Below are 26,590 nucleotides of genomic sequence, written 5' to 3' on the forward strand. Positions count from 1 at the left end.
TATTTCTGATCAGTATAATAAAGATTCGATAGATTTTGTCATTGATTCCATTAGAGTAATATTACCACGTGACTCTACGTTCAAACGTACTACAGGTTCAGTATTCGATGATCGTAGGTTAAAACGCCAGTCAGAAAATTCCATACTAACACCATCAGTTCGGTCGACTACAATTGCGGTTTCGCGAAAATAGGCTTCAACTCTTGCAATAGCTTCTGGTGGGTTAGCAAGATGGCAATTAATTTCTCCACTTGCTGGGAATGCAGAAATCCGATCGTTAACCAACTCGCCTAGTGATTTTCCTTTCAAACACATAAGTTCAGTCACCAGTAACCACGGGATCATACCACTGTCACAGTATGCGAAATCTTTAAAATAGTGGTGGGCACTCATTTCCCCACCATAAACTGCATCTTCAAGACGCATCCGCTCTTTGATAAATGCATGCCCTGTTTTCGACATAACTGCTGAACCTCCCGCAGTAGTCACTACATCAACAGTATTCCATGATAGCCGTGGATCATGAATTATTTTAGCCCCCGGATGTTTGTTAACAAACGCTTCAGCTAACAAACCTACAATATAATAACCCTCAATAAACCGCCCTGTTTCATCAAACATAAAACAACGGTCGAAATCCCCGTCAAATGCAATACCCAAATCAGCCTTATGTTTGATAACTGCATCACGAGTATCATCCCGACATTCAGGCAGAAGCGGGTTTGGGATGCCATTTGGGAAATTTCCATCTGGAGAGTTGTGGATTTTGATAAAAGTAACAGGAAGACCGAGTTCCTGAAATCTAGCCTCTATCGCATCCACAACTGGGCCAGCTGTTCCATTACCTGAGTTAATAACCAGCTTTATTTTTTTAAAATTATTGATATCGACATAGCCCATCAAGTGGTCAATATATGCTGATCGTATGTTTATTTTTTGATAACTGCCACGGACATTTTTGTCAACAAGTGGGAATTCATTTATTTCTGCTAAACGCTGTATATCTTGTAAGCCTGAATCGCCACTTATCGGTCGAGCGCCTTCTCGAACCAGTTTCATACCATTATAGTCTATAGGATTATGGCTAGCCGTCACTTCAATACCGCCACTGATACCTAAGTGAAAAGTGGCAAAATAAATTTCTTCTGTTCCAGAGGTACCTAAATCTAAGACATTGACCCCTGAATCTTGTAAACCTTTTGCCAAAGCATGTTTAAGACTCTCACTCGTTAGACGCACATCGCCTCCCACCACGATCGTGTTAGGTTTTAGATAACAGCCATAAGCACGCCCAATTCGCCATGCGATATCTTCATTTAGTTCTTCACCTAACTTTCCACGAATATCGTATGCTTTGAAACAGGTTAAATTATCCATTACTACCTCTGACTCCAGACCTAAATTCAAACTGAATGAAAATTTTGCAATTATTTTTTATTATCACTCACTCATGAAACACTCATCGAAGATAGAGATCTGTATACATATTTTTTATTATGTTCAAATACGGCCATAGCGATCAGCAACCCGCACTATATCGTCCTCGGCAAGATATGACCCCGTCCGCACTTCTATAATCTCAAGTTGCATTTTTCCTGGGTTTTCCAGGCAGTGGATTACACCTTGCGGGATATAGATAGACTCGTTTTCGGTGAGCACTTTTATCTCACCATTAACAGTAACCTTAGCAGTCCCAGCCACCACTACCCAATGCTCTGCACGATGGTAATGCATCTGGGTAGATAGCCCCTCGCCAGGTTTGACAGTGATACGCTTGACTTGGTAGCGTTCCCCAGTATCAACAGTGTCATATTTTCCCCATGGCCGATAAACTTCTCTGTGAATATGGTGTTCATGACGGCCACTGGTTTTAATTTGCTCCACTACTTTTTTCACGTCCTGTGCGGCATGCCGATCAGCAATCAGAAGCGCATCTTTAGTTTGCACTACAACCAGATCTTTCACGCCCACCGTAGCAACTAGACTTGATTCTGCATACACATAGCTATCTTCAGTGGCGTAGCTAATTACATCGCCATGATTGACGTTACCTTTAGCCGTATGGTCGCTAATTTCCCACAATGATGACCACGACCCTACATCACTCCACCCAGCCATCAAGGGCATAACCACTGCTTCGGCTGTATTTTCCATTACCGCATAATCGATTGATTCTTCTGGACAAGAATGAAATGCTTCCTCGTCAATGCGTATAAAGTCCAGATCAAAATTTGTGGCGGCCATGGCCTTTTCACAGTAGTCTAGAATCTCTGGACGATATTTCCGTAATTCATCTAAATAGCAATCTGCTCTAAACAGGAACATGCCACTGTTCCAATAATAATCGCCGCTTGCTACATATTTCTCCGCAGTTTTAAGATTCGGCTTTTCAACAAACTGGGCAACATCAAAAGCATTCATACAACTTTGTACTCGAGTAATATTACCTCGCCTAATATAGCCATAACCGGTTTCGGGTTTATTAGGCACGATACCAAACGTGACCAACTTACCAGCTTCAGCGTATGGAAGTGCATTCAGCACCGCATCACTAAATGCATCACTATTTTGTATAATATGATCTGCTGCCAGAACTAATAATACTGGATCAGTATCACTACTGCGACACCTCATCGCAATTGCTGCAAGTGCTACAGCTGGTGCAGTATTGCGACCAAATGGTTCAAGTATAATGTTACCTGCTAGTTTATTTATTTCTCTTAGTTGTTCTGCAACAATAAATCGATGTTGTTCATTGCAAATAACCATCGGGTCTTCACATGCAATCCCTTTTAATCGGTTAATTGTTTCCTGCAACATGCTGTATTTACCCTGTAGACAAAGGAATTGCTTAGGGTATAACTCTCTCGAGAGTGGCCATAATCGGCTCCCTGTACCTCCTGCCATCACTACAGGACAAAGACTGATATTTGTCATCAAAACCTTCATTTGATTTAGTGATAAGTATTAATAAATTGCCATAACAACTTTGACGTTCTGAATAAACAACAAAAAAATTTATTAAATCTCTACAGATAAATTAACCTTATAATAACGTATCCGTGTCCATTAATGAATGAGCAAGTGTTACATTAATTAGCCATTATTTTTATAGTAGTCAACCATTGCTTTATAGAAGCTCGCTGGATCATTTTCTGTTAAAATAACGCTCTCTGATTTAACATCAATACCAATACACGAAAAATCTGTAGCTATTAGAGGTACTCCTAATTTTAGGGCCTCTAAGTTTTTTATTTTAATACCACCGCCAGTTAAAATTGGTGAAATACTTGCCAGGCATGTTGCAAATAGTTCATTCAATTCATTATCATTAACTCTACCGACTAAATTTATATTCTTATATCCAGAAAACATTTTTCTTGTGCTGTCCGAAACCGTCCCCGTAATTATGATTTTTGGCAGAAAATCCCAGTTTACACCCGGAGTATCAAGTAATTTTCTGATGGCATAACTGTTAGCAGGAAAATCCAAACTGCCCGCAAAGAGATAAAATGGCTCAACGTGATTGATATTTCTTTCTATTTTTTGAGTTACATTTAAATGATTATGATTAATCAGACAGCGATCGCTATTAATGATATATTTTTTTTGGTATTCAGACATATCGTTTTTTGATAGGAAAGTAAAGGTAACATCTCCTGTAGAATTAAAAATATCCTTCTCTACTGTTTTTAATAAATAGGATTGAATGAGATAATGTATTTTTTTAATTATTTTTTTATCGGAAACAAATAGGCTATAGTAAAAACTCGATTCTACATTATGAAATGTATAATTCCTGTTGACCATGCGGCTTTGCAATAAACTACCAACACCAACTAAGAAGATAGATTCTATAGATACTAGCGTTGGTTTTATTTCCTTAATTTTATCATCTAGGAAATAATTAAAATCCTTATCTTTGTTAATTAAATAACTTGGCTCAGGTATTTTATTTATAAATGATTTTAAATAACCAAATAATCGAGAGCAAATGCTCTGTTTTTTATTTTTATTAAAGGAATAAAATGGTATATCTCTTTCTTTAAAGAAAAGAACGGCTTCATCTTCAACTTGATTTTTTAAATTGTAATGAATTACCGTTACTCGATTCCCTCTTTCTTGCTCATATAATATTCTACCTAATGATAGTTTACGCCCACCAGTATCATCAGGATAGACCAAATCTAATGTTAAAAATATTATATTTTCCACTACTTTTCCCAATAGCACATTAGACAGAAAACCACGCTACCGCCCCTGGCTTAACAGCTACCAGTGCACTACGCGCCTTTAGATATGCTTGGCTTTAATTAACCTCCAAGTCCAAATTTTAGGCCGTAATTGTCTTACCAAATGCGACCAGATACAAGGATTAACTAGGTAATTACAACCAGACACGCTCAACTAATTCATTGTTTTTTTTTAATTTTTAGTAAAAAACGGCATTAACATTCCGTATAATAAACCTAAACACCGGGATGTTAGATGCCGCAATTATTCTGTATTATCGTAACTAAGTCCTTAGGTTTTATTGACTAAGTAACTTCTCAATCCCTTTCCTGAACTTCGCCCCATCCTTCACATTCCGCAGCCCATACTGCACAAACGCCTGCATATACCCCATTTTCTTCCCGCAGTCGTAGCTCTCGCCCGTCATCAGCATCGCATCAACAGACTGTTTTTTAGCCAGCTCAGCAATCGCATCCGTCAACTGAATACGACCCCATGCCCCCGGCACGGTTTTCGCCAGTTCAGGCCAGATATCAGCGGAAAGCACGTAGCGGCCAACGGCCATCAGGTCTGAGTCCAGTTCCTGCGGTTGGTCAGGTTTTTCAATGAAGTCGATAATGCGGCTAATCTTGCCTTCCACGTCCAGCGGATCTTTGGTTTTGATCACGGAGTATTCAGACAGATCGCCCGGCATGCGTTTTGCCAGTACCTGGCTACGCCCCGTTTCATTGAAACGAGCCACCATTGCGGCAAGGTTATAGCGAAGCGGGTCAGCGCTTGCGTTGTCCAGCACGATGTCCGGCAGCACAACCACAAACGGGTTATCGCCAACGATCGGATGGGCGCAAAGGATAGAGTGTCCCAGACCCAGCGGTTGAGCCTGACGAACGTTCATGATGGTAACGCCAGGAGGACAGATAGACTGAACTTCAGCCAGCAGTTGACGTTTTACACGTTGTTCCAGCAGCGCTTCCAGTTCGTACGAGGTGTCAAAGTGGTTCTCCACCGAGTTCTTCGATGCATGCGTTACCAGAACGATCTCTTTGATACCTGCAGCAACCACTTCGTCAACGATATACTGAACCATTGGCTTGTCGACGATCGGCAGCATCTCTTTGGGAATCGCCTTCGTGGCAGGGAGCATATTCATGCCCAGACCCGCTACCGGAATGACTGCTTTCAAATTAACCATTATCTTGTCCACCTATATTCGGTTGCTGAATTATAGCGATTAAACATGTTTAATCCACCCTGTTTTCTCATAGTATCTCTTTGGATTAGGCGAAATCTCTGGATATAGTCCGAGAATGGGCAGGGAAGTTGCCGCTAGCGGCGCGGCAGCGTGAAATTAAGCCGTTCAGAATTAACAACATGTTGATCAATAAGGTCGATATCCACCGACGGCTGTCCCTTCTCGTTAACGGCGTTGACGTGCGCCAGCGACAGCAGCGTATCCTGTTTGGCCATAAATTTACCGCGCACATCCTTACGCAAGTCAAAGTTGAGCGACAGCGCTGGCTCACGCGATGCTACCTGCATCACATTGATATTGCGCATGAAAATATGCTGTGGCTTGTTGTGCAGCGCCAGCGAGGCATAGCGCAGATTCAGGTTGGTGATAGAAATGAAGGACTGTGCGTTACCTGAGGAGATCTGGATCCCCCGCAGCTTAGTATCTGCCTTCTCATTATTAATCTGTATATTATTCAAACGGAAATTTTGCGGTATCGACAAATAGTTACCTTTGATAACACCATAGCCGATCAGCATTCCCGCGCTATTAACCATATCGACACCATCGATAACGAAATTATCACATCCGTAGATCGCTACGGTGGCGTTATCTATTCCCGCCTGCTTGCTGAATTCTGGGGTGATATTACTGGCCTTGACGTTGCGAATAATAAAATGCTTTCCGTTCTCAACGTGCACCAGCTGGCGGCAGTTGCTGCCGGTGATGTTGGCAACCACAAAGTGCTTAACCGCCTGGTCTTCCGGGTAGCCGTTATCGTAGGTACTACCCGCGAGGCCAATGCCTATCCCCCAGTTTACCTTGCCGTTGGTGCAGTCGATATGGTCGATGACATGGTCAGAAATGAGGATATTGCTGTCGTTTATCGCCACGTTCCATTCAATGGCGTCGCCCTGCAGGTAGCTGAAATGGCAGTGGGTGATGCTGACGTCCTGCCACTGATTGTGGTAGCCCTGGCGGAGAATGCCGTAGTTCGCTTTGGTGACGGTGAGGCGGGTAATGTTAAGATTTTGCATCTGCTGCTTATCTTTGCCGCCGATAAATATCTGCGCCACCGGGCCGTAACCGCTCATGGTCAGCCCTTCAATCGTGCAGTCGCCGCCGCGGACGTCGAGGGTGATGTTATAGAGACTCGCCTCGCCGCTGCCGCTAATTTTACAGCCCTGTTGCAGGATAAACCGCCCGCGGCCGTTGCCCTTTAGCGCCCCGGTAACCGCCAGCGTTTTGCCCGGCGGCACGGTGATGGCGGTGTTGATATTGTCGCAGGTCACGCCAGCAGGAACGGAGACCGTATCCGCCTTGCTGAACGCCTCGTTAAACGCGCGGATCCAGTCACCGTCACGATAGAATTCGCGAATATCAGCCGCTGCTGATTGCCCTGCCGCACGGGCGAGGTCGACGGGCAGCAGCGGCAAGGCGGCCAGCGTCGCGCCGGCCGTCAGAAAGTGTCGTCGGGTTAAAGTACGCATGGCACCTCCTTAGCAAAGCGTGTACAGCAGGTGGGCAAGCTGTTGGTTGATCACCTGCTGGTTAAAATCGGTTTCCACTTTTTCACGAGCCCGCTCAAGCACCGGCTGGAGGCTCTGCGCATCCATCCGTCCTAATGCTTTCAGCTTGTCGGCTAGCGCCCGCGCGTCGTTTTCGGCCACCAGCCAGCCGGAATCCCCAGACTCAATCAGCTCCGGGATCCCACTGTGAACGGTAGAGAGCACCGGGATCCCCACGGCCATCGCCTCCATTAGCGCCACCGGAATCCCCTCCATATCGCCGTCCGCGCCGGTCACCGACGGCAGCAGGAACACGTCGGCTTCATCAAGCATCGCTTTCACTTCGTGACTCGGTTTAAATCCCGGCATCTCCACGCGGTCTTCCAACTGATACTGTTCAATCAGGGTGCGCAAACGCCGTTCCCACGGGCCGATGCCGAGAATACGGTAGCGAAAGTTGACTCCCTGCGCTTTTAGCTGGCGACAGGCTTCAATCGCCACATGCAGCCCCTTTTTCTCGGTCAACCGGGCAACGGAGATAATCTGTAGACAGTCGTCCGGCGCTTTCAAAGGCCGTAATGAGAAACGGTCCATATTCACCCCCATCCGCGAGACGGTGATTTTATCCGCCGGGCAGCCCATCGCCTGTAGCCGTTCAGCCCACAGCTGGCTAATGGGCAGCATCATGTCGCCGCGCCGAAAAAGCTGCTGATACTCCCCGCCATAGTGGCTGAGCACTTCGCGGCTGGAAATATCAATACCGTGAAACACGGTGGCAATTTTACCGTCAATCACCCCCAGCTCGCGTAGCTTCGCCGCCGTTACGCCCGCCGGGCCAAAGTGGGCGATAAAGATATCGGCCACAATTGGCGTCGGTGTGCGGCTACAGATGGTGGAAAGAATGAGATTGCGCGCCTCTTGCCCATAGCGACGCGTATTCAACGCCCGCCAGACCGCGGGACGGTGCAGGCCGCGCAGAGTGCTGAACGCGCGGTAGCGCAGCTTTTCCAGCGCGCTGGCGGGCTCATCCTGTAACCAGCGGACTTTCTCCGCCAGCCGGTACTGGGTGTAGGCGGCATGGGTGTTGGTGAGGTCGCCCTTTTGCAGCGCGACAATCTCTACCTCATGGCCCATCTCGATAAACGCCACAATCTGGTTCAGGACGAAGGTCTCTGACGATAACGGGAATTTCAGCAGAAAGAAGCTGACTTTCATCGGCCCTCCCGAATACGGCTGAGCACCGATTCAATCATGCTAAAGCCTTTCTGACGCTCGCCTTCTACCGCCGTCGCCACCTTCTCACCCAGCGCCGGAAGCTGATTCAGAATATCGGCCACCACGCCCTGCATGGAACCATCCAGCAGGTGGCGAATGTCGATAGCCATCTCCGGCATCCCAAGCTGCTGCATGATGCCCGCGGATTTGTGCTCATAGTTAATGGCAATTGCCGGGGTGCCAAAGTTCATGGAGATAATCGCCGAGTGCAGACGCGTGCCGATGGTCAGCTCGCAGGAGGCGAGGATCTTGCCGATCTCCACGTCGTTCAGTTCATCCATGGCGATATGGAAGTGTTCGCGGTTTTCGACGTACTGCGCCATGCGTAACGCCACCATGCGGTCATCACGGTTGTAGCGGTCGATGCTGGTACAGGTCGAGAGCGCCAGTACATGATAACCGTCGGCAATCATCCGGTTTACCACCTCGGCAAAGGCTTTTTCGTAGGCCTGCTGCGTGGTGCCAAGACGTTTATCGAACGGCTCCAGCTCGCGCAGGGTAATCGCGACGGTTTTACGCTGGGCGGTCAGATTCAGCCAGTGCTGCACCGCGTAACTCGCTTCGAAGCTGTCATTACGGTGCTCAACCAACCAGGCGGTATCCACGCCCTGCTCCACTTTCGACGTATCGATCTCCGCTTTCGCCATCAGCTCACGGCTGACGGTTTCACGCAGGATCAGCGCATGAGTGCGGCCAAAGGCGTAGTTCGCCAGTTGGTTAAAGTCCGGGTTCTGGAACGGCCCGACGCTGTGGCCAATCATGTAAATCGGCTTATTGGCCATAAAGGCGCACAGCGGATACTCAAAGTGGGTCAAGCCATAGAGATCGACGTAGTTCGAGCCGCCGACCTGGATAATCGCATCGTAGTTACCGAGGAAGCGTACAAATTCATGGAACTCCGGCGCAATCTCAAAGTTCCGCAATTTGCCTTCGCCGGTCACCTTCGCCAGCAGGATCTTGTGCTGGAAGCGACGGCGCAGCACCTTCTTCACGCGCCCGCTCATCCCCCCTGCCGCCTGCTGCTTCTGGCTCAGTTGAAACAGCGGATCGGCGATAATCTCACGCCCCTGCAACCAGGAGGAACTGATCGGGAAACGGCTCATCACGTCCATTTCTACGTCCGGCTGTTGGCGGACGATGGCATCGAGCAAGCCGCGCATAATGGCGCTATCGCCGCGGTTGCCGCAGGTGTGGTTTCCCAAAATTAATAATTTCATCATGGCCTCATCAAAGGGGTTTCAAGCAAATCAATTAGGGACGCGTAGGAGCGTCTTCAGTTTCTGGCTCCGACAGAGCGGTTTTTTAAGTTCAATCAGCAGGCTATTGCGCGACAGCACAATCACCAGCGCAAAGCTGAGTACGCCCACCAGCACCTGTAACGCCAGCAGCATCGGTAACGACACGCTGGCCGCCAGCAGTCGCCCGACGGCATAGCTGGTGATAAGCGTGGGCAGCGAAAGCCGGAACGGCAGCCACAGGCTCAGCAGGTAGTCACGGTAGCCCGGCCCCAGTACCGGTTTGATCATCACGAAGTAGCTGAGGATGGTGTTGATGATTTGCACCAGCAGGAAGCCGAGCGTCACGCCAATCGCGCCGCCCATCTCCCCGCCGATAATCACCGCGGGAATAAACAGAAAGGTTTTAAACACGTTGAATTTAAAGCTGATATCCACGCGCGCTTTGGCCATCAGCAACGAGCCAATCGGGTTGCCTATGGAGCGCAGCAGCCCCACCACGCACAGCAATTGCAGGATCGGCACGATGTGCATCCACTTCTCGCCAAACACCAGCGGCACGAAGTTATTGCTCACCACCATCAGCCCCAGCAGCGCCGGGAAGTTGATAATCCCCACCACCGACAGCAGCTTGTAGAAGTTCACCCGCAGCTTGTCGTTGTCGTCCTGAATCTTGGCAAACGCCGGGAACAGCACGCGAGTGATAATCGGGTTAAGCTTCATTGGCGGCACCACCGCCACGTTGTAGGCCAGGTTGTAGCCACCCGCGACGCTCGCCCCGAGAATACGCGCCAGCGTCAGGGTAGAGAGGTTGGTGTTGATATAGTTAACAATGCTGTCCGCCGTTAGCCACGCGCCGAATCGCAGGTTGGGCATCACGGTGACGAGCGAAAAGTGCAGGCCCGGGCGGTAAATTTTGCGGCCAAAGTAGCCAAACAGCAGCGTGCGCACGGCGCTGTTAACCAGATAGCCAAGGATCGCGGTCATCGCCAGCGGCCAGAAGCAGGCGCTTATCACCGTGAAGGTGAAGCCTGACAACACGGCGGCGGTCTCAATCGAACCAATTTTGTTAAACTCCAGCTCCTTTTGCATCAACGCGCGGAACTGCTGGCCGTGCGGGATCACCACGAACGCCAGCGACAAGGTTTTAATCAGCGGTGCCAGGTCCGGGTTATGCAGCAGGTTGGCGATGGTGTCGCTCAGCAGATAAACCGCCGCAAACACCGCCACCCCAAGCCCGACGTTCAGCCAGTAGAGCGTGGTCAGCTCCAGTTGGCTAATCTCTTTGCGCTGAATAATCGAGTTGGCAATGCCGAAATCCGACAGCGTATCCGCCAGCGCGATAATCACCAGCGACACGGTGAGCAGGCCAAACTGATGGGCGTCAAACAGTCGCGCCAGCACGGTCATCTGCGCCAGTCCAAGGCCAATAATCACCACCGTTGCCATCGCCGACCATTTGGCGCCGTTGATGGTTTTTTCTCGTAAGCCCATGTTGCGTCCTCAATAGGCTGCTTTGTTGACGAAGCCTTTAAACACCGTCAGGAAAACAATTTTGATATCGAGCCACAGGCTCCACTCGCGGATGTATTCGAGGTCGAACTCCACCCGTTTTTCCATTTTCTCCAGGGTGTCGGTCTCGCCGCGCCAGCCGTTAATCTGCGCCCAACCGGTAATGCCAGGCTTCACTTTGTGACGCAGCATGTAGCCTTCAATCAGCTGACGGTACTGCTCGTTATGCGCCACGGCGTGCGGACGTGGGCCAACAATCGACATCCCGCCGGTGAGCACGTTGATAAACTGCGGCAGTTCATCGAGCGAGGTCCGGCGCAGGAAGTTGCCCACACGGGTCACGCGCGGGTCGTTTTGCGTCGCCTGAGTCACCACCTTGTCGTTCTCCATCACCTTCATGGAGCGGAATTTCCACACTTTGATAGGCTTACCGTCCATACCGTAGCGGGTCTGGCGGAAAATAATCGGCCCAGGCGAACTGAGCTTCACCGCCAGCGCGATACAGCACAGCGCCGGAGAGATAAGCAGCAGAATGCCGCTGGCCAGCACGATATCTTCCAGTCGTTTCAGGATGCGGTTTACGCCGGAGAGCGGGGTGTCGTACAGCGGGACGACGGGAATGCCGTTCACCACTTCGACGCGGGAGTGCAGAATGTTGAAAGTGAATACATCCGGGATCAGCAGCACGGTACAGGTGGTGTCGGCGAGATCGCGCACCAGATTTTTGATCTGCAGCTCGTCCTGCATCGCCATGGAGATATAGACGTTGTGAATCTTGCCGCAGCGGGCGTCGTCAAGCAGTTGCTCGAAGTTGCCCATCCAGTCGGTATTCACGCCGCCCGGTTTTGCATCGTGATAGCAGCCCACTAACGCATAGCCAAGCCACGGTTGATTGCGGAAGCTCTCCAGCAGCGCCTGCCCTTCCGGCATATCGCCAGCCACCGCCACATAGCGGGTGTTGTAGCCGCGATGGCGCAGCACGCCCGCGCCGTAGCGGATAAACGCCCGGCTGGCTAGCATGCCGATGGTGCTCAGCAGATACCACGCTAGCCACATGGCGAAGTTGGTGTTGAAGTCATCGTTAAACGCCAGCAGCCCAGCGGTAAAGACCAGGCTCAACGTCCAGTTTTGCAGCAGCAGTAACAGCTCGGTGGTGATACGGACGCCGCGCCATGAGCGATAAAAGTCGGTGATCCCGCCGATCATCTGGAATACCACCAGCGTGACCAGCGCCATCAGCAGATGCAGGTACAAAAACGGCAACGCGACGGCCTGACACACCAGCCACAGCCCACCTATCATGATGGTGATATCTGAAAAACGTTGCACCATGGAGATTAACGATGCATTCGTTTTGGCTCGTTCGCGCTTTTTTAGAGTCGTCATCGTTGGTCCTATTCAATGTGTTCCCTCTCACCCCGGCCCTCTCCCCACAGGGGCGAGGGAGAAAACCAGACGGTCCCCTCTCCCCTGTGGGGAGAGGGTTAGGGTGAGGGGGGAAACTGTTACTGATTAAGCAGCGCCAGAATGTCCTGCGTTCGCGCCTGCATCAGCGGCGTATTGCCGCGAGACTCCACGTTCAGGCGCACCACCGGTTCGGTGTTCGACGAACGCAGGTTGAAGCGCCAGTCGGCGAACGCCAGGCTGATGCCGTCGGTACGGTCAATCTCCAGCGCGCTGCCGGCAAAATGCGCCTCTACCCGGGCAATCGCCTCAGACGGCGCTTTCAGCTGGCTATTGATCTCCCCGCTTGCCGGGAATGCCGCCATGCGGTCATGCACCAGTTGCCCCAGGGTTTTGCCCTTCAGACACAGCAGTTCGCTCACCAGCAGCCACGGGATCATCCCGCTGTCGCAGTAGGCAAAATCGCGGAAATAATGGTGGGCGCTCATCTCGCCGCCGTACACCGCGTCGTCTTTGCGCATACGTTCTTTGATAAACGCGTGACCAGTTTTCGACATCACCGGCGTGCCGCCTGCGGCGGTCACCACGTCGACGGTGTTCCACGACAGGCGCGGGTCGTGGATAATGCGCGCGCCGGGGTTTTTCTCGAGGAAGGCTTCCGCCAGCAGGCCAACGATGTAGTAGCCCTCGATAAACTGCCCCTGCTCGTCGAACAGGAAGCAGCGGTCGAAATCGCCGTCAAAGGCAATGCCCATATCGGCACCGTACTTCAGCACCGCATCGCGGGTATCATCGCGGCACTCCGGCAGCAGCGGGTTAGGAATGCCGTGTGGGAAGTTGCCATCCGGGTTGTTATGCACCTTAATCAGGCTGACCGGCACGTTCAGCGCCTTGAAGCGGGCTTCCAGCGCATCAATAACCGGGCCCGCCGCGCCGTTGCCGGAGTTAATCACCAGCTTGAGCGGGGTGAGATTTTTCACATCGATGTAGCCCAGCAGATGCTCAACGTAGGCATCGCGCAGGTTAATTTGCTGATAGCCGCCGCGTTTTGCGTCGTCCACCGGCGGGAAGAAGTTCTCTTCCGCCAGACGCTGAATATCACGCAGCCCGGTGTCACCGCTGATCGGACGCGCGCCTTCGCGCACCAGCTTCATGCCGTTGTAGTCCATCGGGTTATGGCTGGCGGTCACTTCAATGCCGCCGTCCACGCCGAGATGGAAGGTGGCGAAGTAGATCTCTTCAGTACCGGCAAGACCGATATCCAGCACGTCCACGCCCGCATCGCGCAGGCCGCGCGCCAGCGCCAGCTTCAACGCTTCGCTGGTCAGGCGTACGTCGCAGCCCAGCACCACGGTTTTCGGTTTCAGGTACTCGCCATAGGCGCGACCAATGCGGCAGGCAATCTCTTCATTCAGCTCTTCGCCCAGCTTGCCGCGAATGTCATAGGCTTTAAAACAGGTCAGCTTTTTCATGTTTTTACCTTTCTTCAGGCAACGGTTGGCCCTGACCGGTGAGGGTCATGATTTTTCATATCGTGAGTTGCCGGATGACGCAGCGCCATCGGGCAGAATAGGCGCGCTAGACGCGCCCGTAGCGGTCGGCGAATCGCACCACGTCGTCCTCTTCGAGATAGGCGCCTGAGCGCACTTCAATCAGGTCGAGCGGAATTTTCCCCGGGTTTTCCAGGCAGTGCGTCACACCCAGCGGGATGTAGATGGATTCGTTTTCACCCAGCAGGGTTATCTCATCATTGAGAGTCACTTTGGCGGTGCCGGCCACCACAATCCAGTGTTCGGCCCGGTGGTGATGCATCTGCAGAGAGAGTCCCTCGCCCGGCTTCACGGTGATGCGCTTCACCTGGTAGCGATCGCCGGAGTCGATAGAGTCATATTTGCCCCACGGACGATAGACTTCACGATGGATATGGTGTTCGTGACGGCCATCGGCCTTAATTTTCTCGACCACCTTTTTCACGTCCTGCACCGCGTTGCGATCGGCGATAAGCACCGCGTCTTTGGTCTGCACCACCACCAAATCCTTTACCCCGACGGTCGTCACCAGGCCTGATTCCGCGTAGACGTAGCTGTTCTCGGTTTTATGGCTGATCACATCGCCGTGGTGCACGTTGCCTTCCGGCGTATGGTTGCTGATTTCCCACAGCGATGACCAGGAGCCGACGTCACTCCAGCCAGCGTCCATCGGCACCACAACCGCGTCGTTGGTGCGTTCCATCACCGCATAGTCGATAGATTCATCCGGGCAGCTCAGGAAAGCCTCTTCCTCGACGCGGATAAAATCGAGATCCGGGTCGGTGACGTTCATCGCTTTTTCGCAGGCGCGAAGAATGTCCGGGCGATATTTGCCCAGCTCTTCCAGGTAACGGCCGGCGCGGAACAGGAACATGCCGCTGTTCCAGTAGTACTCACCGCAGGCGACGTAGGCCTGAGCGGTATCAAGGTTCGGTTTTTCGACGAACTGCGCCACTTCAAACGCCAACGCCTCACCGGCAGCCGGGCTCACGTCGCCGCGACGAATATAGCCATAGCCGGTTTCCGGCAGGCTCGGCACGATACCGAACGTCACCAGTTTGCCGCTTTCGGCGTACGGTGTGGCATCGCGTACCGCGGCGCGGAAGGCATCTTCGTCCTGAATGACGTGGTCTGCCGCCAACACCAGCATCAACGGGTCGTTATCCGGCTCACGGCGCATAGCGGCCAGCGCGGCCAGCGCAATTGCCGGGGCGGTGTTGCGCCCAGCGGGTTCCAGAATGATGTTTTCGGTCAGCTTGTTCAGCTGGCGCAGCTGCTCGGCGACGATAAAACGGTGCTGCTCGTTGCAGATAACCACCGGGCTCGCACATTTCACCCCTTCCAGGCGGTTAACCGTGGCCTGCAGCATGGTCATGTCCCCTTTCAGGCATAGGAACTGCTTGGGGTACAGCACTCGGGACAACGGCCACAGGCGGCTGCCCGAGCCACCGGCCATCACGACCGGGAAAAGCGTAGATTGACTCATCGTTTAACCCCGAATATCAGCAATAAATTGGTTAAGAACGTGCTCTTTTTCGAGCGAGCGTTCTGCCCAGGCGCGGGCCACCGCGTTGCGTTTTGGCATGCTCAGCGCCTGTTCAATCCCTTCCACCAGCGACGGAACCGATTCAGGCGTGACGCATACCGCAATGCCTGGGTTGTCGAGACAAAGCTGTCCAAGCTCGGTGTCCGCCTCTGCGGTGATCACCGCGTTGCCGCCCACCGCCAGAATATTGGTCAGTTTGGACGGCAGTACCGCATCCGCCGCGCCGCGCTTCTGGATAACCAGATGGCAGTCACCCATCGCCAGCAGGGCGGGTAAATCGTCATAAGACTGCAGCGGCAGGAATTTCACGTTATCCAGTCCGCGTTCGGCGGCCATCTTTTCCAGCCGCGCTTTGCCGCCGCCCTGGCCGACAATCACAAACAGCAGCGGCTGCTCGCGGAGCTGCTCAGCGGCGGTAATGACGCTTTCCAGTCCCTGTTTTTCACCGATATTGCCGGAATAGAGCGCAATTTTTCGCTCGCCCGGCAGACCCAGACGCTGACGCAGCGCGATAATCCGCGTTTCGGACACCTCGCGAAAACGCGATACTTCAGACCAGTTAGGGAAGAAGATCACCTTCTCCGCCGGTACGCCCTTCTCGCAGGCTTTGTTCATCATCGAACGCGAGATCGTCGAGACGTTGTCGACGTTGTGCAGGCCGCTGCGCTCAAAAGCGCTGGCGAGCTTCGCCACCTTGCCGGACTTGCCTTTACCGGCCATGCCGAGACCTAGCATGGCGTCGACTTCATAATCCTGAATATGCAGCAGCGTGCGCGCCCCGGAGAGTTTGCCTAACAGGCGCATGCCCGGTGTGCAAAACAGGGTCGGTACGACGCCGATAATGCGGTCCGGTTTCCAGCGACGCTGGGCCATCAGCGGGAAGAAGCTGCTGAGCGCAAAGCTGCCAAGATGCAACAGACGCTTGAGCGTCGAGGGCTGCTTCGGCACGTACAGCGGGCAGCGCCACACGGTGGCCTCACCCTCTTCCCGACGATAGCGCCAGCTGGAGTAGTTCACGCCAACCTGCCACTCCGGGTAGTACGGCGGCGCGGTAATCACCCGCACCTCGTGGCCCTGACGCGCCATCCACTCCACCATCTCGCCGGTGTACTTGCCGATGCCGGTCAGTTCAGGCGAGTAGTTAATGCCATACACCAGAATCTTCATAAGCCCGGTACCTCGGCCATTTTGTCGACCCGGAAGTAGGCGCGGCTGTTTTCGTGGACATTGTCCGCCGCCAGCAGCGCCTTAGGACTCATCCAGCGGTAGTCGTTATGCTGAGCCTCCGGGAGCGTGAGCGCCTCGGCGTCCACCTGCAGGCGGAACCCCAGCACGATGTAGTGGGTCGAGAAGTCCGCGTCCGAGAAGTTGTCGTCATAAAAATGCTGCCAGACGCCGTAGAAGCGGCCTGCCGTCATCGGCAGGCTCAGCCCCAGTTCCGCTAGGGTGAGGCGAGCAAACGCCTCGGCCAGCGGTTCATCTTTCTGTACCCGTCCGCCGGGGACAAACCAGTATCCCTGCGCCGGACGGTTGGTGCGTTTACCCAGCAGAAACTCGCCCTGCGCGTTCTCCACGATCAGATCGATGGAAATCAGCGGCGTAGACTGCACCACGGTGGCAAACGCCTCCTCGCTCAGAAACATGCGTTACCCCCGGAAGCGGTGCTGGTTTTCGAGGAACCACTGGTAGGTGCTGGCAAGCCCAGCCTCCAGCGAAATCTCGTGATACCAGCCCAGTTGATGCAGGCGCGATACGTCGAGCAACTTGCGCGGCGTCCCGTCCGGCTTGGTGGCGTCAAACACCACGCGGCCTTTAAAGCCCACCACTTTCGCCAGCGTCTGCGCCAGCTCGCGGATGGTGCAGTCAACGCCGGTGCCGACGTTAATGTGCGACAGCATTGGCTGGGTGTTGTCGAGCCACACGCTGCGGTCCAGCTCCATCACGTGGATGCTGGCGGCCGCCATATCATCGACGTGAAGGAACTCGCGCATTGGCGTACCGCTGCCCCACACCACCACGTCGGCATCGTTCTTCTGCACCGCCTCGTGGAAGCGACGCAACAGCGCCGGGATCACGTGGGAGTTGCTCGGGTGGAAGTTATCGTTCGGCCCGTACAGGTTGGTCGGCATCACCGAGCGATAGTCGCGGTTGTGCTGACGGTTGTAGGATTCGCACAGCTTGATCCCGGCGATTTTGGCAATCGCGTACGGCTCGTTGGTGGCTTCGAGCGTGCCCTGCAGCAGTTCGCTCTCGTGCATCGGCTGGTTGGCCATCTTCGGGTAAATACAGGATGAACCGAGGAACAACAGCTTGTTCACGTTGTGCGTATGCGCTGCGTGAATGATGTTGCTTTCAATCATCATATTTTCGTAGATGAAGTCCGCCGGGAAGGTGTTGTTGGCGACAATACCGCCCACCTTCGCCGCTGCCAGATACACCTGAGTGATATTTTCGCGGGCGAAGAAGTCATGCACCTCGCGGCTGTCCAGCAGGTTAAGCTCGTCGCGGCTGCGCAGAACCAGATCCACGTCACCGCGCAGCTCAAGCTGTCGGACGATGGCAGAGCCCACCATTCCCCGGTGGCCCGCCACAAAAATGCGTTCTCTGGTCATGCTTAAGACTCCAGCGCGATCGCCACTTCGTAACCGTGGGATTTCAGCAGGGAGTGTTTTTTCGCCGCTTCAAGGTCTTTGGCGACCATTTCAGAGACCATCTCCTGCAGGGTGATTTCCGGTTTCCAGCCCAGTTTTTCGTGCGCTTTGGTTGGGTCGCCCAGCAGGGTTTCCACTTCCGCCGGACGGAAGTAGCGTGGGTCAACGGCCACCATCACATCACCCGGCTTCACGCCCGGCGCATCATGACCGGTGACGGAAACTACAATCCCCTTCTCTTCCACGCCGGTGCCTTCAAAGCGCAGTTTGATACCGAGCTGTGCTGCCGCCATTTCAACGAACTGGCGTACGGAATACTGCACGCCGGTGGCGATAACGAAATCTTCCGGCTGTTCCTGCTGCAGCATCATCCACTGCATTTTGACGTAGTCTTTGGCATGGCCCCAGTCACGCAGGGAGTCCATGTTGCCGAGGTACAGGCACTTCTCCAGACCCTGGGCGATGTTGGCAATCGCGCGGGTGATTTTGCGGGTCACGAAGGTTTCGCCACGGCGCGGGGATTCGTGGTTGAACAGGATGCCGTTACAGGCGTACATACCGTAGGATTCACGGTAGTTGACGGTGATCCAGTAGGCATACAGTTTGGCAACGGCATACGGCGAGCGGGGGTAGAACGGCGTGGTCTCTTTCTGCGGGATCTCTTGCACCAGGCCGTACAGTTCAGAGGTGGACGCCTGATAGAAACGGGTTTTCTTCTCCAGGCCCAGGAAACGGATGGCTTCCAGCAGGCGCAGCGTGCCCATCGCATCCACGTCGGCGGTATATTCCGGAGATTCAAACGACACCGCCACGTGGCTCATCGCACCGAGGTTGTACACTTCGTCCGGCTGCACTTCCTGCAGAATACGCGTCAGGTTGGAGCTGTCGGTCAAATCGCCATAGTGCAGGTGAAATTTCGGGTTGCTGCTGTGCGGATCCTGGTAGATGTGATCGACACGTTCGGTGTTAAAAGAGGAAGCACGACGTTTGATCCCGTGAACTTCATACCCTTTTTCCAGCAGCAGTTCCGCCAGATAAGAACCATCCTGCCCGGTTACGCCGGTAATAAGTGCGACTTTCGACATTATATTTTCCTCAAATAGTCCCGTTTAGGGAGTAACTTTCTCAACGCGTTCACGCGTGACCACTGCGGGATTGCCACGGCAAATCACCTTTGCCGGTAGCGATTTAAAAACGCTGCTTCGTGCACCGACGATGGTGCCGTCGCCAATCGTGACGCCGGGAGCAACGAAGACATCCGTTGCCAGCCAGCATTTCTCGCCGACCACAATCGGCGTGGCATTAATATCAAAATGCGCGCTCTGATAATCGTGGCTGCCGGTGCATAAATAACATTTCTGTGAGACGACTGAATTTGCCCCAAGGGTAATATCACCGAGGGTATATAACACTGCATCGTCCCCAACCCAGGCATAATCACCGATGGTTAATTTCCACGGATAGGTGATTTTTACCGATGGGCGAATCACTACGTTTTTTCCTATTTTTGCGCCGAACAAACGCAATAAAAATACGCGCCAGCGGTAGAGTATCTGCGGGGACCAGGCAAATAATGTCGCCTGCACCGCCCACCAGAGTTGAACTTTAATGCCCCCGGCACCGCGAAAACCTTTGGGCACCGTAAAGCCAGATAATTCCTGCATCCTGATTCCTTATGCTTTGTGATATAAGGCTTTGGTTTTTCCGGTCGTCCGCAGGCGTAATAAATAAGATAATTCCGTCAGTACGGCTGGCATACGTAATATTTCTTGCTGCACTTTTTTGGCATCCTGACACAATTGCAGATTATTGGTGGTTGACACACCGCCCATTGAAAACTCCGACACCAAACCTTTAATTCGCTTAAAGGCATAGCCTGACTTATACATTCTGGCGGCCAACGCATAATCTGACGACACGCGGTACTGCACATCATATGGATAATTTTTCAACCCACGCAGTGGGAAGAAAATAGCCTGATGGCTCGCCGGCAGGCTGTGGTAAATATACCAGCCCTGCTTCGCACTGCGGCGAATCTGGGTGCCATCGCCGAAGTCGAGCATCGCATCACCGAGGTACATGGCATCATCGCTCTTGCCGCGAAGCTGGCGGACAAACTGCGAGACATCCGGGTGAAAGCTGTCGCCGGAGTTAAGGAACAACACGAACTTGCCCTGCGCCATGCGAATGCCTTTATTCATCGCGTCATACAGCCCTTTATCCGGCTCGCTGACGTAGCGTAACTGGTACTGCCCATTACGTTTTTCGAGAAACTCTGCGGTGCCATCTTCTGAACCGCCGTCGACCACAATCCACTCAAATGCAAGGCTCGGATCGTTCGCCAGATGGGCCAGCGAACGCCAGGTTTTCATCACGCCTTCCACGTTGCGAAACGCCACGGTCACCACACTTAACAACATGTTCCACCTCATCTGCTGTCGGCAATATTCAGCGCTTTACGCAGAATAAAAGGACACACAATTAAAAATGCATATTCCGGGCTAAATATCGAACCGGTAAAAAACAGTGATACCGGCGTGAATAAATACAGCTGCACGGCGAAATTGCGATTATTCCCAAAAGCGTTAATGAACATTTTAAACACGTAATACAGGTAGCCGATTGTTAATATCACGGCAAACCAGGAAAAATAGATCATTAACAGATACAGGCCATTGTCTATGGTTTTACCGACATCCGCACCGTTAAATATTCCGAATGATGCAACATATTCGTAAAGAGAACCGAAACGCACCACCCCATCAACACTGGTTAATGAATAACCGACCATCACCAGTGGGCCAATAATACGGTAATACGATGACGAACCTTCCGTTCCCAGGTCACCAACACGTTCCGCAATATAGGGGCCAGCAAATATCAAACCAACAAAAAATGCGCCTAAAGAAATAATTGCTAACGGTAATTTCTTTTTAATCGCCTCTTTGTTCAGATACTGAAACGCCCACTCCAGCAGGTAAAACAGGATAAATGTCATTACCCCGGAGAACGATCCTGAAAGAATTATCCCTGCGAGAATCATAGCATCAGATTTTGGGGTTTTGATACCAAACTGTTTGATGCAAAGCCAAATTGAGATTAATGCCAGAGCGAAGAATGCCGGTTCAAAATAGAGCGCCGTGGTACGCTTCCCGCCGAATTTGATAAAGTTCAGTACATAGCTATTACTGTAAATAAGATATTTCGAAATCATCTCAATCAGGCTACTGCTGCCGGAGAGAATAATTTGCACCATTTCAAGCGCCGCCAGCATCACCACGATACCGATAACGACGTAAAAGAAGCGCAGGATCTTACGGTGGTTATGCGGCGAAATGGTTTTAAAGCGAATGCTCCAGACCATGCCAATGATGATAACGATGTAGACAAACAGCATCGTCGAGGTGACGTATTTGCTCGGATCCAGCGACTGACCGAACACGTAGTTGAACAGCGTTAACCCGACGCCCAGCCCGAGGGCAATCATCAGCTTTTTCAGGTTAATGCGTTCAACAAATAGCAGCAGCAGCAACGGGAGGAAGGTCACGATGGTGATGGGAAAGCTCTCGCCGAGCTGCGCCAGCTTCACGTTAACCAGCAGATAGATTAACGGCAGCAGCAAATAGCTACAGACTCTGATAGAACGAGACATATTCCTCCAGCATCTGTTGTCCGCTATAGGCCTTACGGCTGCGGGCGCTGAATGCGCCGAGCGTCGTGCCAAACACCGCTTCAGCGATCTCCGCTTTTGACCGCTGCACCAGCGAAAGCACCGCGCTTTCGTCAACCGTATGGCCGCCGGATTTTTCCAGCACCTCTTTTGCCGCCTCGCTGTGGGTGGCAATCACCGGCACGCCAATAGAGAGCGCTTCGCAGAGGATCAGCGGGTAGTTATCGACGCGAGAGCTAAACAGCAGCGCATCGAGCGGGTTGAGTTCGCTCATCAACTGACGCTTGTCGGTGAGAAAACCGTGGTTCACCACATTCGCGCCTTCAAACGGCGAAAACTTACCGAAGGTATGAATTTCCACTTTCTCGCCGAGCGCCATAATGTCGCGCACCAGGCGCTGGTTGGTTTTACCGTCGTAGCGAAGGTCGTGGGCGACAACGGCAATTTTCGGCCGCGGCGTGGTCGCCGTCATTGGCTTCAGCTCCGCCAGAATCGCTTCGGTGGCAACATCAATGCCGTTGTTGATAATCAGGCAGCGTCCCGGGCCATACAGGCTATTAAACGCTTCGGCCACGTGCTGGCTCGGGGAGATAAACTGGCAGCCGAGCGCGAGCATACGGCGAAAGAGATGGCGCTTTTCCTCCACCTGCTGATGCGCACGATCGACCTTAACCGGCGGATAGTTGTCGAGCGTCGGGCACTTCAGACAGCCGTTTTTCCAGCCATCGCAGCCGTCGAGAAACGCGCAGCGCCCGGTCACGCTCCAGTGGTCGTGCAGCGTCCAGACCAGCGTGACGTCCGCTTTGTGCGCTTTTACACGCTCGCAAAAATCAATAATCTCCGCCAGGTTCAGCCAGTAACTGTGCATGACGTGAAAATGCAGCACCACCGGCCCTTCGGTGCGGGTCACCTGGCGATAAAGGTTATTCAGGTTGCCAAACAGGTCGCGGTTAAACAGGCGGAACAGCGCCAGGTTCGCTATCGAGGTCAGGCGCGCGGTCTGCTTTACCACCTGCGGATAACGCTCGTGGCTGACGCTCTTTTTGCCGCCCTTACCGTAGCCGTAGACAAACTGCGAGGACAGCCCCTGACGCAGCGCGCGCTGATGCAGATCCAGCGCCACGCCCGCCGCGCCACCTTCAGCAAGACGCACGTTAAATTGCAGAATATTCATTTGATTACCTTCACTCGTGCTTTTTCGCCCACTACCAGCGCATGGTCGGGAATATCGTCCAGCACCACGCTTCCCGCGCCGATGGTCACCTGATTACCGATGGTGACGCCGCCGATGATGACCACGTTGGCGCCCAGTTCCACGCCGTTACCCAACGTCGGGCAGGCCAGGCTATCTGGGCCACGGTTACCGAGCGTCACGCCGTGGCGAATGGTGAAGTCATCCCCCGCCACCACGTTTTTATTAATCACCACCGCATAGCCGTGGTGAATGGTGAAACGTCGGCCAATGGTCGCCGCCGCCTGAATTTCATAGCCAAAGACGCATTCGGTGATGAGGCGATAGAGCACCAGCACCGGCGCGGCCCACAGATTGTTGAGCACGTTTTTCTTACGCCACACTGAGCAAAAATGAGCGAGGCGATAGGCCACCACCATGCAGCACGGGCGCAGGCTCCAGCTATTGGCACGTAAATCTTCCAGCAGCATTATTTACTCCGTAATCCATCAACCCAGCGCTTACCGTTACGCACCGACAGCAGCGTCAGAAACGTCTTCCAGGTCATCCGTTTATTGCGAATCTGGTACAGGGTGAACAGCTGGTACTTCTTGCTGGCGCGGTCAAACTTCTCTTTATGCTTGCGATAGAAGCTGAAGTAGCCGGAGAATTTTTTCGGCGAAGAGGTTATCTGCATCTCCCCGTGGTTGATGTGCAGGATTTGTGTCGCCGCCTCAATTTTCCACGGTTCGCCGTAGGCCATCACCATACGCAGAAAGATGTCGTAATCCTGTGCCGCCTTCAGTTCGGTATCGAACAGGCACTCTTTAAAACGCCAGGCCCAGCTAAACACCTGATTGCCAATGATGTTGCGCTTGTAGAACAGCTCACGCGAGAACGGTGATTTCGGGTACAGCGGCAGGCTGGCCGGCTGCGAATAGACCTCCCCTTCGCAGACATAGTCGTTGGCGTAGAGAAACGCATGATTGGTGAGCTGCTGCTTGTCCGCCAGAAAGGTTGAGATCCGGGTTGGCGTCCACTCATCGTCGTCGTCGATGCCGGTAATAAACTGGCCTTTAGCCTGTAAAATTGCCTGGTTGCGCACCGCGCAGGCACCGGAATTAAAGGCGTTATGGGTGTACTTCACGCGGCTATCGTTCAGTTCGGTGATGTACTGCTGGAGCTGCTCGAAGCTGCTGGAGCAGTCATCGACGATAATCATTTCCCAATGGGGATAGTCCTGACGCAGAACCGATTTGATGGCGCGAATCGCCAGCTGCTGTCGGTTCCAGGTCGGCATATAGATGGAGATCAACGGATAGTCTGTTGGCATGGGATATCCCTGAATAGGCAATTGGGCGGTTATTCCCCTCACCCCGACCCTCTCCCCATAGGGGCGAGGGAGAAAACCGGACGGTCCCCTCTCCCCTATGGGGAGAGGGTTAGGGTGAGGGGGAAAATACTATTTAGAATCCGACTGATACTCGTACTCGTAATAGCCGTAATCCTGATAACCGGTAGCACGGCGGAAAATAGAGTTGAGGATCACCCCTTTCACCGCGATGCCGTTCTGCTCAAAGCGGCTCAGGCTGGTCTCCACTTCTTTGAGCGTATTGACCGCGTAACGCGTCACCATCAGCGTGGTGCCCGCATGGCGGCCCACAATCGCAGCGTCGGTGACGGCGAGAATTGGTGGGGTATCTATCAGCACCAGGTCGTAGTTCGCGCTCCCCCACTTCAGCAGTTCACTGAAACGCTCCCCCATCAGCAGTTCAGACGGGTTCGGCGGGATCTGCCCGCGAGGGACGAGGTCGAAGTTGGCTACCGACGTTTTCTTCGCGCAGTGCTCAATCGCCGTTTTGCCCACCAGCACCTCCGACAGGCCGTTGTCATTGGTGGTGCCGAGCAGCTCGTGGGAGTAGCCCTTACGCATATCGCAGTCGATCATCAGCACCCGCTTGTTGGTCTGGCTAATCACCGCCGCGAGGTTGGCGCAGACGAAGGTCTTACCGATTGAAGGGCTGACCCCGGTCATCATCAGCACGTTGTTTTGCGCCTGCATCATGGCGAAGTGCAGGCTGGTGCGCAGGCTGCGGATGGCTTCAATGGCGAGATCGGTTGGGTTACCTACCGCCAGCAGCTGACTCTGCTTGTAGCGTTTCACGCCGTTGACGCTCTTCACGCTATCGCGGGATTTCTGCCATTCAGAGAGCGGGATGCTGGCATACACGTTAATACCGTGCTCTTCCAGCACCTGCGGGCTTTCGATGCCGCGGTTAAACAGCGAGCGCAGCAGCACGCCAACAATCGACAGCATCAGGCCAAGAATAATGCTCCCCAGCACAATCAGCGCTTTCTTCGGCTTCACCACGCCCGGCTGGGTAATCGCCGGGTCGACGATACGGACATCGCCCACGGTGCTGGCTTTGGTAATTTTCAGCTCCTGCTGTTTGTTCAGCAGCTGCATATAGACCTGCTGACCGGACTCCACGTCGCGGGTCAGACGCACAATCTCCTGCTGGGTTTTCGGCATTGCCGTCACGCGCTGGCTGAGCTTCGCTTTCTCTTCTTCCAGCGCCCGACGTTTTTCCAGCAGCGTGCGGTACGCCGGGTGGATTTTGGTGTAGAGCTTGGAAATTTCCGCCTCACGGAAAGTCAGTTCATTAAGCTGAGCATCAATGTTGACCATCGAGTCGAGCACCGACTTGGCCTCCAGCGGCAGGTCGACGGAGTCCTTCTGCTGACGGTAGGCGTTGAGTTTGTTTTCGGCGATATCAAGCTGGCTGCGCACCTGCGGCAGCTGCACTTCGAGGAACTCCAAGCTCTTCGCCGCCTCTTCAGATTTGCGCGCGACGTTCTGCGCCACATAGTTGCGGGCAATGCTGTTGAGGATTTCGCGGATCTGGTCTTTGTCTTCCCCCACCATGGTCAGCGTCAGCACGCCGGAGTCTTTGCCGTCCTCAGTGACGCTCAGGCTGTTTTGCAGGGTATTGATCATCCCCAGCGTCGAGTATTTGGTGACCGTAAAGCTGGCCCCTTCATCGGCGGCAATCCCCGCAACCATGAGCGACACGCCGCCTTTATTGACAGGTTCACCCACTTTGCCCTCAGCGCTGAAACCACTATCGTTGCTGAAACGGTAAGTAGTTGGGCTCAGCACATCCAGCGTGAAGGTGCTGTCCGCCATTGCGGCCGGACGTTCGAAGGTGGTGACTTTGACGGTCTGGTTCTGACGCCCCATCAGGCGATCCCACCCTGCGCCCAGGACAGGGAAGGTGTTTTTGCTGACCGCAATATCGAGGTCCAGCTCGTCGACGGTTTTGCCCAGCACCAGACGCGAGGTGATCATCTGAATCTCCGCCTCGGAGGCCGGTGGCTTGCTGGTTAAGGCGTTGCTGATGTCCTGCACCAGCGCGCTTCCCTGATTCTGCTCAATACGCACCAGCGCATCAGCGCTGTAGATAGGCGTGGCGAAGATGGCGTAGACAATCGCGGCGGCGGCGAACAGCGCCGTAATGCCAGCCACCCACCACTTGGCTTCAATAACGGTTCCCACCAGGCGGCCAATATCAATCTCATCGCCGCCCGAGGCCGCCGGGCTTATCTGTTTTACTTTATCAGTCAT

General features: G+C 53.3%; 22 protein-coding genes. All 22 read right to left on the bottom strand.

The genetic code is table 11. From position 1 onward, the window contains the following. Window positions 1-9: 9 nt before the first annotated feature. The 22 genes from cpsG (FHC49_RS07005) to wzc all read right to left on the bottom strand — a co-directional run bounded on the left by cpsG (FHC49_RS07005) (window position 10) and on the right by wzc (window position 26,590). Window positions 10-1,377, bottom strand: a complete 1,368-nt coding sequence (gene cpsG / locus FHC49_RS07005; RefSeq protein WP_220439370.1) for a phosphomannomutase CpsG — start codon at window positions 1,375-1,377, stop codon at window positions 10-12. Window positions 1,378-1,500: 123 nt separating this feature from the next. Next, window positions 1,501-2,937, bottom strand: a complete 1,437-nt coding sequence (cpsB, locus tag FHC49_RS07010) for a mannose-1-phosphate guanyltransferase (protein WP_220439371.1) — start codon at window positions 2,935-2,937, stop codon at window positions 1,501-1,503. A 159-nt stretch (window positions 2,938-3,096) separates the two neighbouring features. Continuing rightward, complete coding sequence (locus FHC49_RS24655) at window positions 3,097-4,215, bottom strand: glycosyltransferase (protein WP_220439372.1); 1,119 nt, start codon at window positions 4,213-4,215, stop codon at window positions 3,097-3,099. 316 nt (window positions 4,216-4,531) lie between these two features. Then, the gene (gene galF, locus FHC49_RS07020) at window positions 4,532-5,425 is read right to left on the bottom strand and encodes a UTP--glucose-1-phosphate uridylyltransferase GalF (RefSeq protein ID WP_220439373.1); all 894 of its coding nucleotides are present in this window, start codon (window positions 5,423-5,425) and stop codon (window positions 4,532-4,534) included. A gap of 134 nt (window positions 5,426-5,559) precedes the next feature. Then, entirely contained in the window at window positions 5,560-6,954 is a 1,395-nt protein-coding gene (gene wcaM / locus FHC49_RS07025) for a colanic acid biosynthesis protein WcaM (RefSeq protein ID WP_220439374.1), read from the bottom strand. A 9-nt stretch (window positions 6,955-6,963) separates the two neighbouring features. Continuing rightward, a complete protein-coding gene (wcaL, locus tag FHC49_RS07030) occupies window positions 6,964-8,187 on the bottom strand; it encodes a colanic acid biosynthesis glycosyltransferase WcaL (protein WP_220439375.1) in 1,224 nt (407 codons plus the stop codon). Further along, window positions 8,184-9,464 carry a colanic acid biosynthesis pyruvyl transferase WcaK gene (gene wcaK / locus FHC49_RS07035; protein ID WP_220439376.1) on the bottom strand — a complete coding sequence of 427 codons (1,281 nt, stop codon included), beginning with the start codon at window positions 9,462-9,464 and terminating at the stop codon, window positions 8,184-8,186. The genes wcaL and wcaK overlap by 4 nt, the downstream gene beginning before the upstream one ends. A 30-nt stretch (window positions 9,465-9,494) precedes the next feature. Continuing rightward, the gene (locus FHC49_RS07040; protein WP_220439377.1) at window positions 9,495-10,976 is read right to left on the bottom strand and encodes an MOP flippase family protein; all 1,482 of its coding nucleotides are present in this window, start codon (window positions 10,974-10,976) and stop codon (window positions 9,495-9,497) included. Between the two features lie 9 nt (window positions 10,977-10,985). After that, window positions 10,986-12,380, bottom strand: coding sequence for an undecaprenyl-phosphate glucose phosphotransferase (gene wcaJ, locus FHC49_RS07045; RefSeq protein WP_220439378.1), 1,395 nt, complete (start codon window positions 12,378-12,380; stop codon window positions 10,986-10,988). Window positions 12,381-12,499: 119 nt separating this feature from the next. Next, window positions 12,500-13,870: a colanic acid biosynthesis phosphomannomutase CpsG gene (gene cpsG, locus FHC49_RS07050; RefSeq protein ID WP_220439379.1), complete on the bottom strand. Its 1,371-nt coding sequence runs from the start codon at window positions 13,868-13,870 to the stop codon at window positions 12,500-12,502. Window positions 13,871-13,976: 106 nt separating this feature from the next. Further along, window positions 13,977-15,413, bottom strand: coding sequence for a mannose-1-phosphate guanyltransferase (cpsB, locus tag FHC49_RS07055; protein WP_220439380.1), 1,437 nt, complete (start codon window positions 15,411-15,413; stop codon window positions 13,977-13,979). 3 nt (window positions 15,414-15,416) lie between these two features. Beyond that, window positions 15,417-16,640: a colanic acid biosynthesis fucosyltransferase WcaI gene (wcaI, locus tag FHC49_RS07060; protein ID WP_185666989.1), complete on the bottom strand. Its 1,224-nt coding sequence runs from the start codon at window positions 16,638-16,640 to the stop codon at window positions 15,417-15,419. Continuing rightward, window positions 16,637-17,116, bottom strand: coding sequence for a GDP-mannose mannosyl hydrolase (locus tag FHC49_RS07065; protein ID WP_185666988.1), 480 nt, complete (start codon window positions 17,114-17,116; stop codon window positions 16,637-16,639). The genes wcaI and FHC49_RS07065 overlap by 4 nt, the downstream gene beginning before the upstream one ends. A 3-nt stretch (window positions 17,117-17,119) precedes the next feature. Then, the gene (locus FHC49_RS07070; protein ID WP_185666987.1) at window positions 17,120-18,085 is read right to left on the bottom strand and encodes a GDP-L-fucose synthase; all 966 of its coding nucleotides are present in this window, start codon (window positions 18,083-18,085) and stop codon (window positions 17,120-17,122) included. A 2-nt stretch (window positions 18,086-18,087) separates the two neighbouring features. Continuing rightward, a complete protein-coding gene (gmd, locus tag FHC49_RS07075) occupies window positions 18,088-19,209 on the bottom strand; it encodes a GDP-mannose 4,6-dehydratase (protein WP_185666986.1) in 1,122 nt (373 codons plus the stop codon). Window positions 19,210-19,233: 24 nt separating this feature from the next. Continuing rightward, a complete protein-coding gene (wcaF, locus tag FHC49_RS07080; protein ID WP_185666985.1) occupies window positions 19,234-19,788 on the bottom strand; it encodes a colanic acid biosynthesis acetyltransferase WcaF in 555 nt (184 codons plus the stop codon). A 9-nt stretch (window positions 19,789-19,797) separates the two neighbouring features. Next, window positions 19,798-20,544 (bottom strand): colanic acid biosynthesis glycosyltransferase WcaE, encoded by a 747-nt coding sequence (wcaE, locus tag FHC49_RS07085; protein ID WP_220439381.1) that lies wholly within the window; start codon window positions 20,542-20,544, stop codon window positions 19,798-19,800. A gap of 8 nt (window positions 20,545-20,552) precedes the next feature. Beyond that, the gene (gene wcaD, locus FHC49_RS07090) at window positions 20,553-21,776 is read right to left on the bottom strand and encodes a colanic acid polymerase WcaD (protein ID WP_220439382.1); all 1,224 of its coding nucleotides are present in this window, start codon (window positions 21,774-21,776) and stop codon (window positions 20,553-20,555) included. Then, window positions 21,751-22,968 carry a colanic acid biosynthesis glycosyltransferase WcaC gene (gene wcaC / locus FHC49_RS07095; protein WP_220439383.1) on the bottom strand — a complete coding sequence of 406 codons (1,218 nt, stop codon included), beginning with the start codon at window positions 22,966-22,968 and terminating at the stop codon, window positions 21,751-21,753. The genes wcaD and wcaC overlap by 26 nt, the downstream gene beginning before the upstream one ends. Continuing rightward, entirely contained in the window at window positions 22,965-23,453 is a 489-nt protein-coding gene (wcaB, locus tag FHC49_RS07100) for a colanic acid biosynthesis acetyltransferase WcaB (protein WP_220439427.1), read from the bottom strand. Before wcaB ends, wcaC begins: the two co-directional genes overlap by 4 nt. 2 nt (window positions 23,454-23,455) lie before the next feature. Further along, complete coding sequence (wcaA, locus tag FHC49_RS07105) at window positions 23,456-24,298, bottom strand: colanic acid biosynthesis glycosyltransferase WcaA (RefSeq protein ID WP_220439384.1); 843 nt, start codon at window positions 24,296-24,298, stop codon at window positions 23,456-23,458. A gap of 129 nt (window positions 24,299-24,427) precedes the next feature. Next, window positions 24,428-26,590 (bottom strand): tyrosine-protein kinase Wzc, encoded by a 2,163-nt coding sequence (wzc, locus tag FHC49_RS07110; protein WP_220439385.1) that lies wholly within the window; start codon window positions 26,588-26,590, stop codon window positions 24,428-24,430.

Source organism: Kluyvera sp. EC_51 (assembly GCF_019584505.1).
Classification (GTDB): Bacteria; Pseudomonadota; Gammaproteobacteria; order Enterobacterales; family Enterobacteriaceae; genus Kluyvera; species Kluyvera sichuanensis.

What these genes read in the sequence shown, in the direction of transcription:
- wcaI (WP_185666989.1), bottom strand. Translation starts at nt 16,640, where the DNA reads ATGAAGATTCTGGTGTATGGCATTAACTACTCGCCTGAACTGACCGGC.
- wcaK (WP_220439376.1), bottom strand. Translation starts at nt 9,464, where the DNA reads ATGAAATTATTAATTTTGGGAAACCACACCTGCGGCAACCGCGGCGAT.
- cpsB (WP_220439380.1), bottom strand. Translation starts at nt 15,413, where the DNA reads ATGAGTCAATCTACGCTTTTCCCGGTCGTGATGGCCGGTGGCTCGGGC.
- cpsG (WP_220439379.1), bottom strand. Translation starts at nt 13,870, where the DNA reads ATGAAAAAGCTGACCTGTTTTAAAGCCTATGACATTCGCGGCAAGCTG.
- wcaF (WP_185666985.1), bottom strand. Translation starts at nt 19,788, where the DNA reads ATGCAGGAATTATCTGGCTTTACGGTGCCCAAAGGTTTTCGCGGTGCC.
- FHC49_RS07070 (WP_185666987.1), bottom strand. Translation starts at nt 18,085, where the DNA reads ATGACCAGAGAACGCATTTTTGTGGCGGGCCACCGGGGAATGGTGGGC.
- wzc (WP_220439385.1), bottom strand. Translation starts at nt 26,590, where the DNA reads ATGACTGATAAAGTAAAACAGATAAGCCCGGCGGCCTCGGGCGGCGAT.
- wcaC (WP_220439383.1), bottom strand. Translation starts at nt 22,968, where the DNA reads ATGAATATTCTGCAATTTAACGTGCGTCTTGCTGAAGGTGGCGCGGCG.
- wcaJ (WP_220439378.1), bottom strand. Translation starts at nt 12,380, where the DNA reads ATGACGACTCTAAAAAAGCGCGAACGAGCCAAAACGAATGCATCGTTA.
- wcaL (WP_220439375.1), bottom strand. Translation starts at nt 8,187, where the DNA reads ATGAAAGTCAGCTTCTTTCTGCTGAAATTCCCGTTATCGTCAGAGACC.
- gmd (WP_185666986.1), bottom strand. Translation starts at nt 19,209, where the DNA reads ATGTCGAAAGTCGCACTTATTACCGGCGTAACCGGGCAGGATGGTTCT.
- wcaA (WP_220439384.1), bottom strand. Translation starts at nt 24,298, where the DNA reads ATGCCAACAGACTATCCGTTGATCTCCATCTATATGCCGACCTGGAAC.
- wcaM (WP_220439374.1), bottom strand. Translation starts at nt 6,954, where the DNA reads ATGCGTACTTTAACCCGACGACACTTTCTGACGGCCGGCGCGACGCTG.
- galF (WP_220439373.1), bottom strand. Translation starts at nt 5,425, where the DNA reads ATGGTTAATTTGAAAGCAGTCATTCCGGTAGCGGGTCTGGGCATGAAT.
- wcaE (WP_220439381.1), bottom strand. Translation starts at nt 20,544, where the DNA reads ATGTTGTTAAGTGTGGTGACCGTGGCGTTTCGCAACGTGGAAGGCGTG.
- cpsG (WP_220439370.1), bottom strand. Translation starts at nt 1,377, where the DNA reads ATGGATAATTTAACCTGTTTCAAAGCATACGATATTCGTGGAAAGTTA.
- FHC49_RS07065 (WP_185666988.1), bottom strand. Translation starts at nt 17,116, where the DNA reads ATGTTTCTGAGCGAGGAGGCGTTTGCCACCGTGGTGCAGTCTACGCCG.
- cpsB (WP_220439371.1), bottom strand. Translation starts at nt 2,937, where the DNA reads ATGACAAATATCAGTCTTTGTCCTGTAGTGATGGCAGGAGGTACAGGG.
- FHC49_RS07040 (WP_220439377.1), bottom strand. Translation starts at nt 10,976, where the DNA reads ATGGGCTTACGAGAAAAAACCATCAACGGCGCCAAATGGTCGGCGATG.
- wcaD (WP_220439382.1), bottom strand. Translation starts at nt 21,776, where the DNA reads ATGTCTCGTTCTATCAGAGTCTGTAGCTATTTGCTGCTGCCGTTAATC.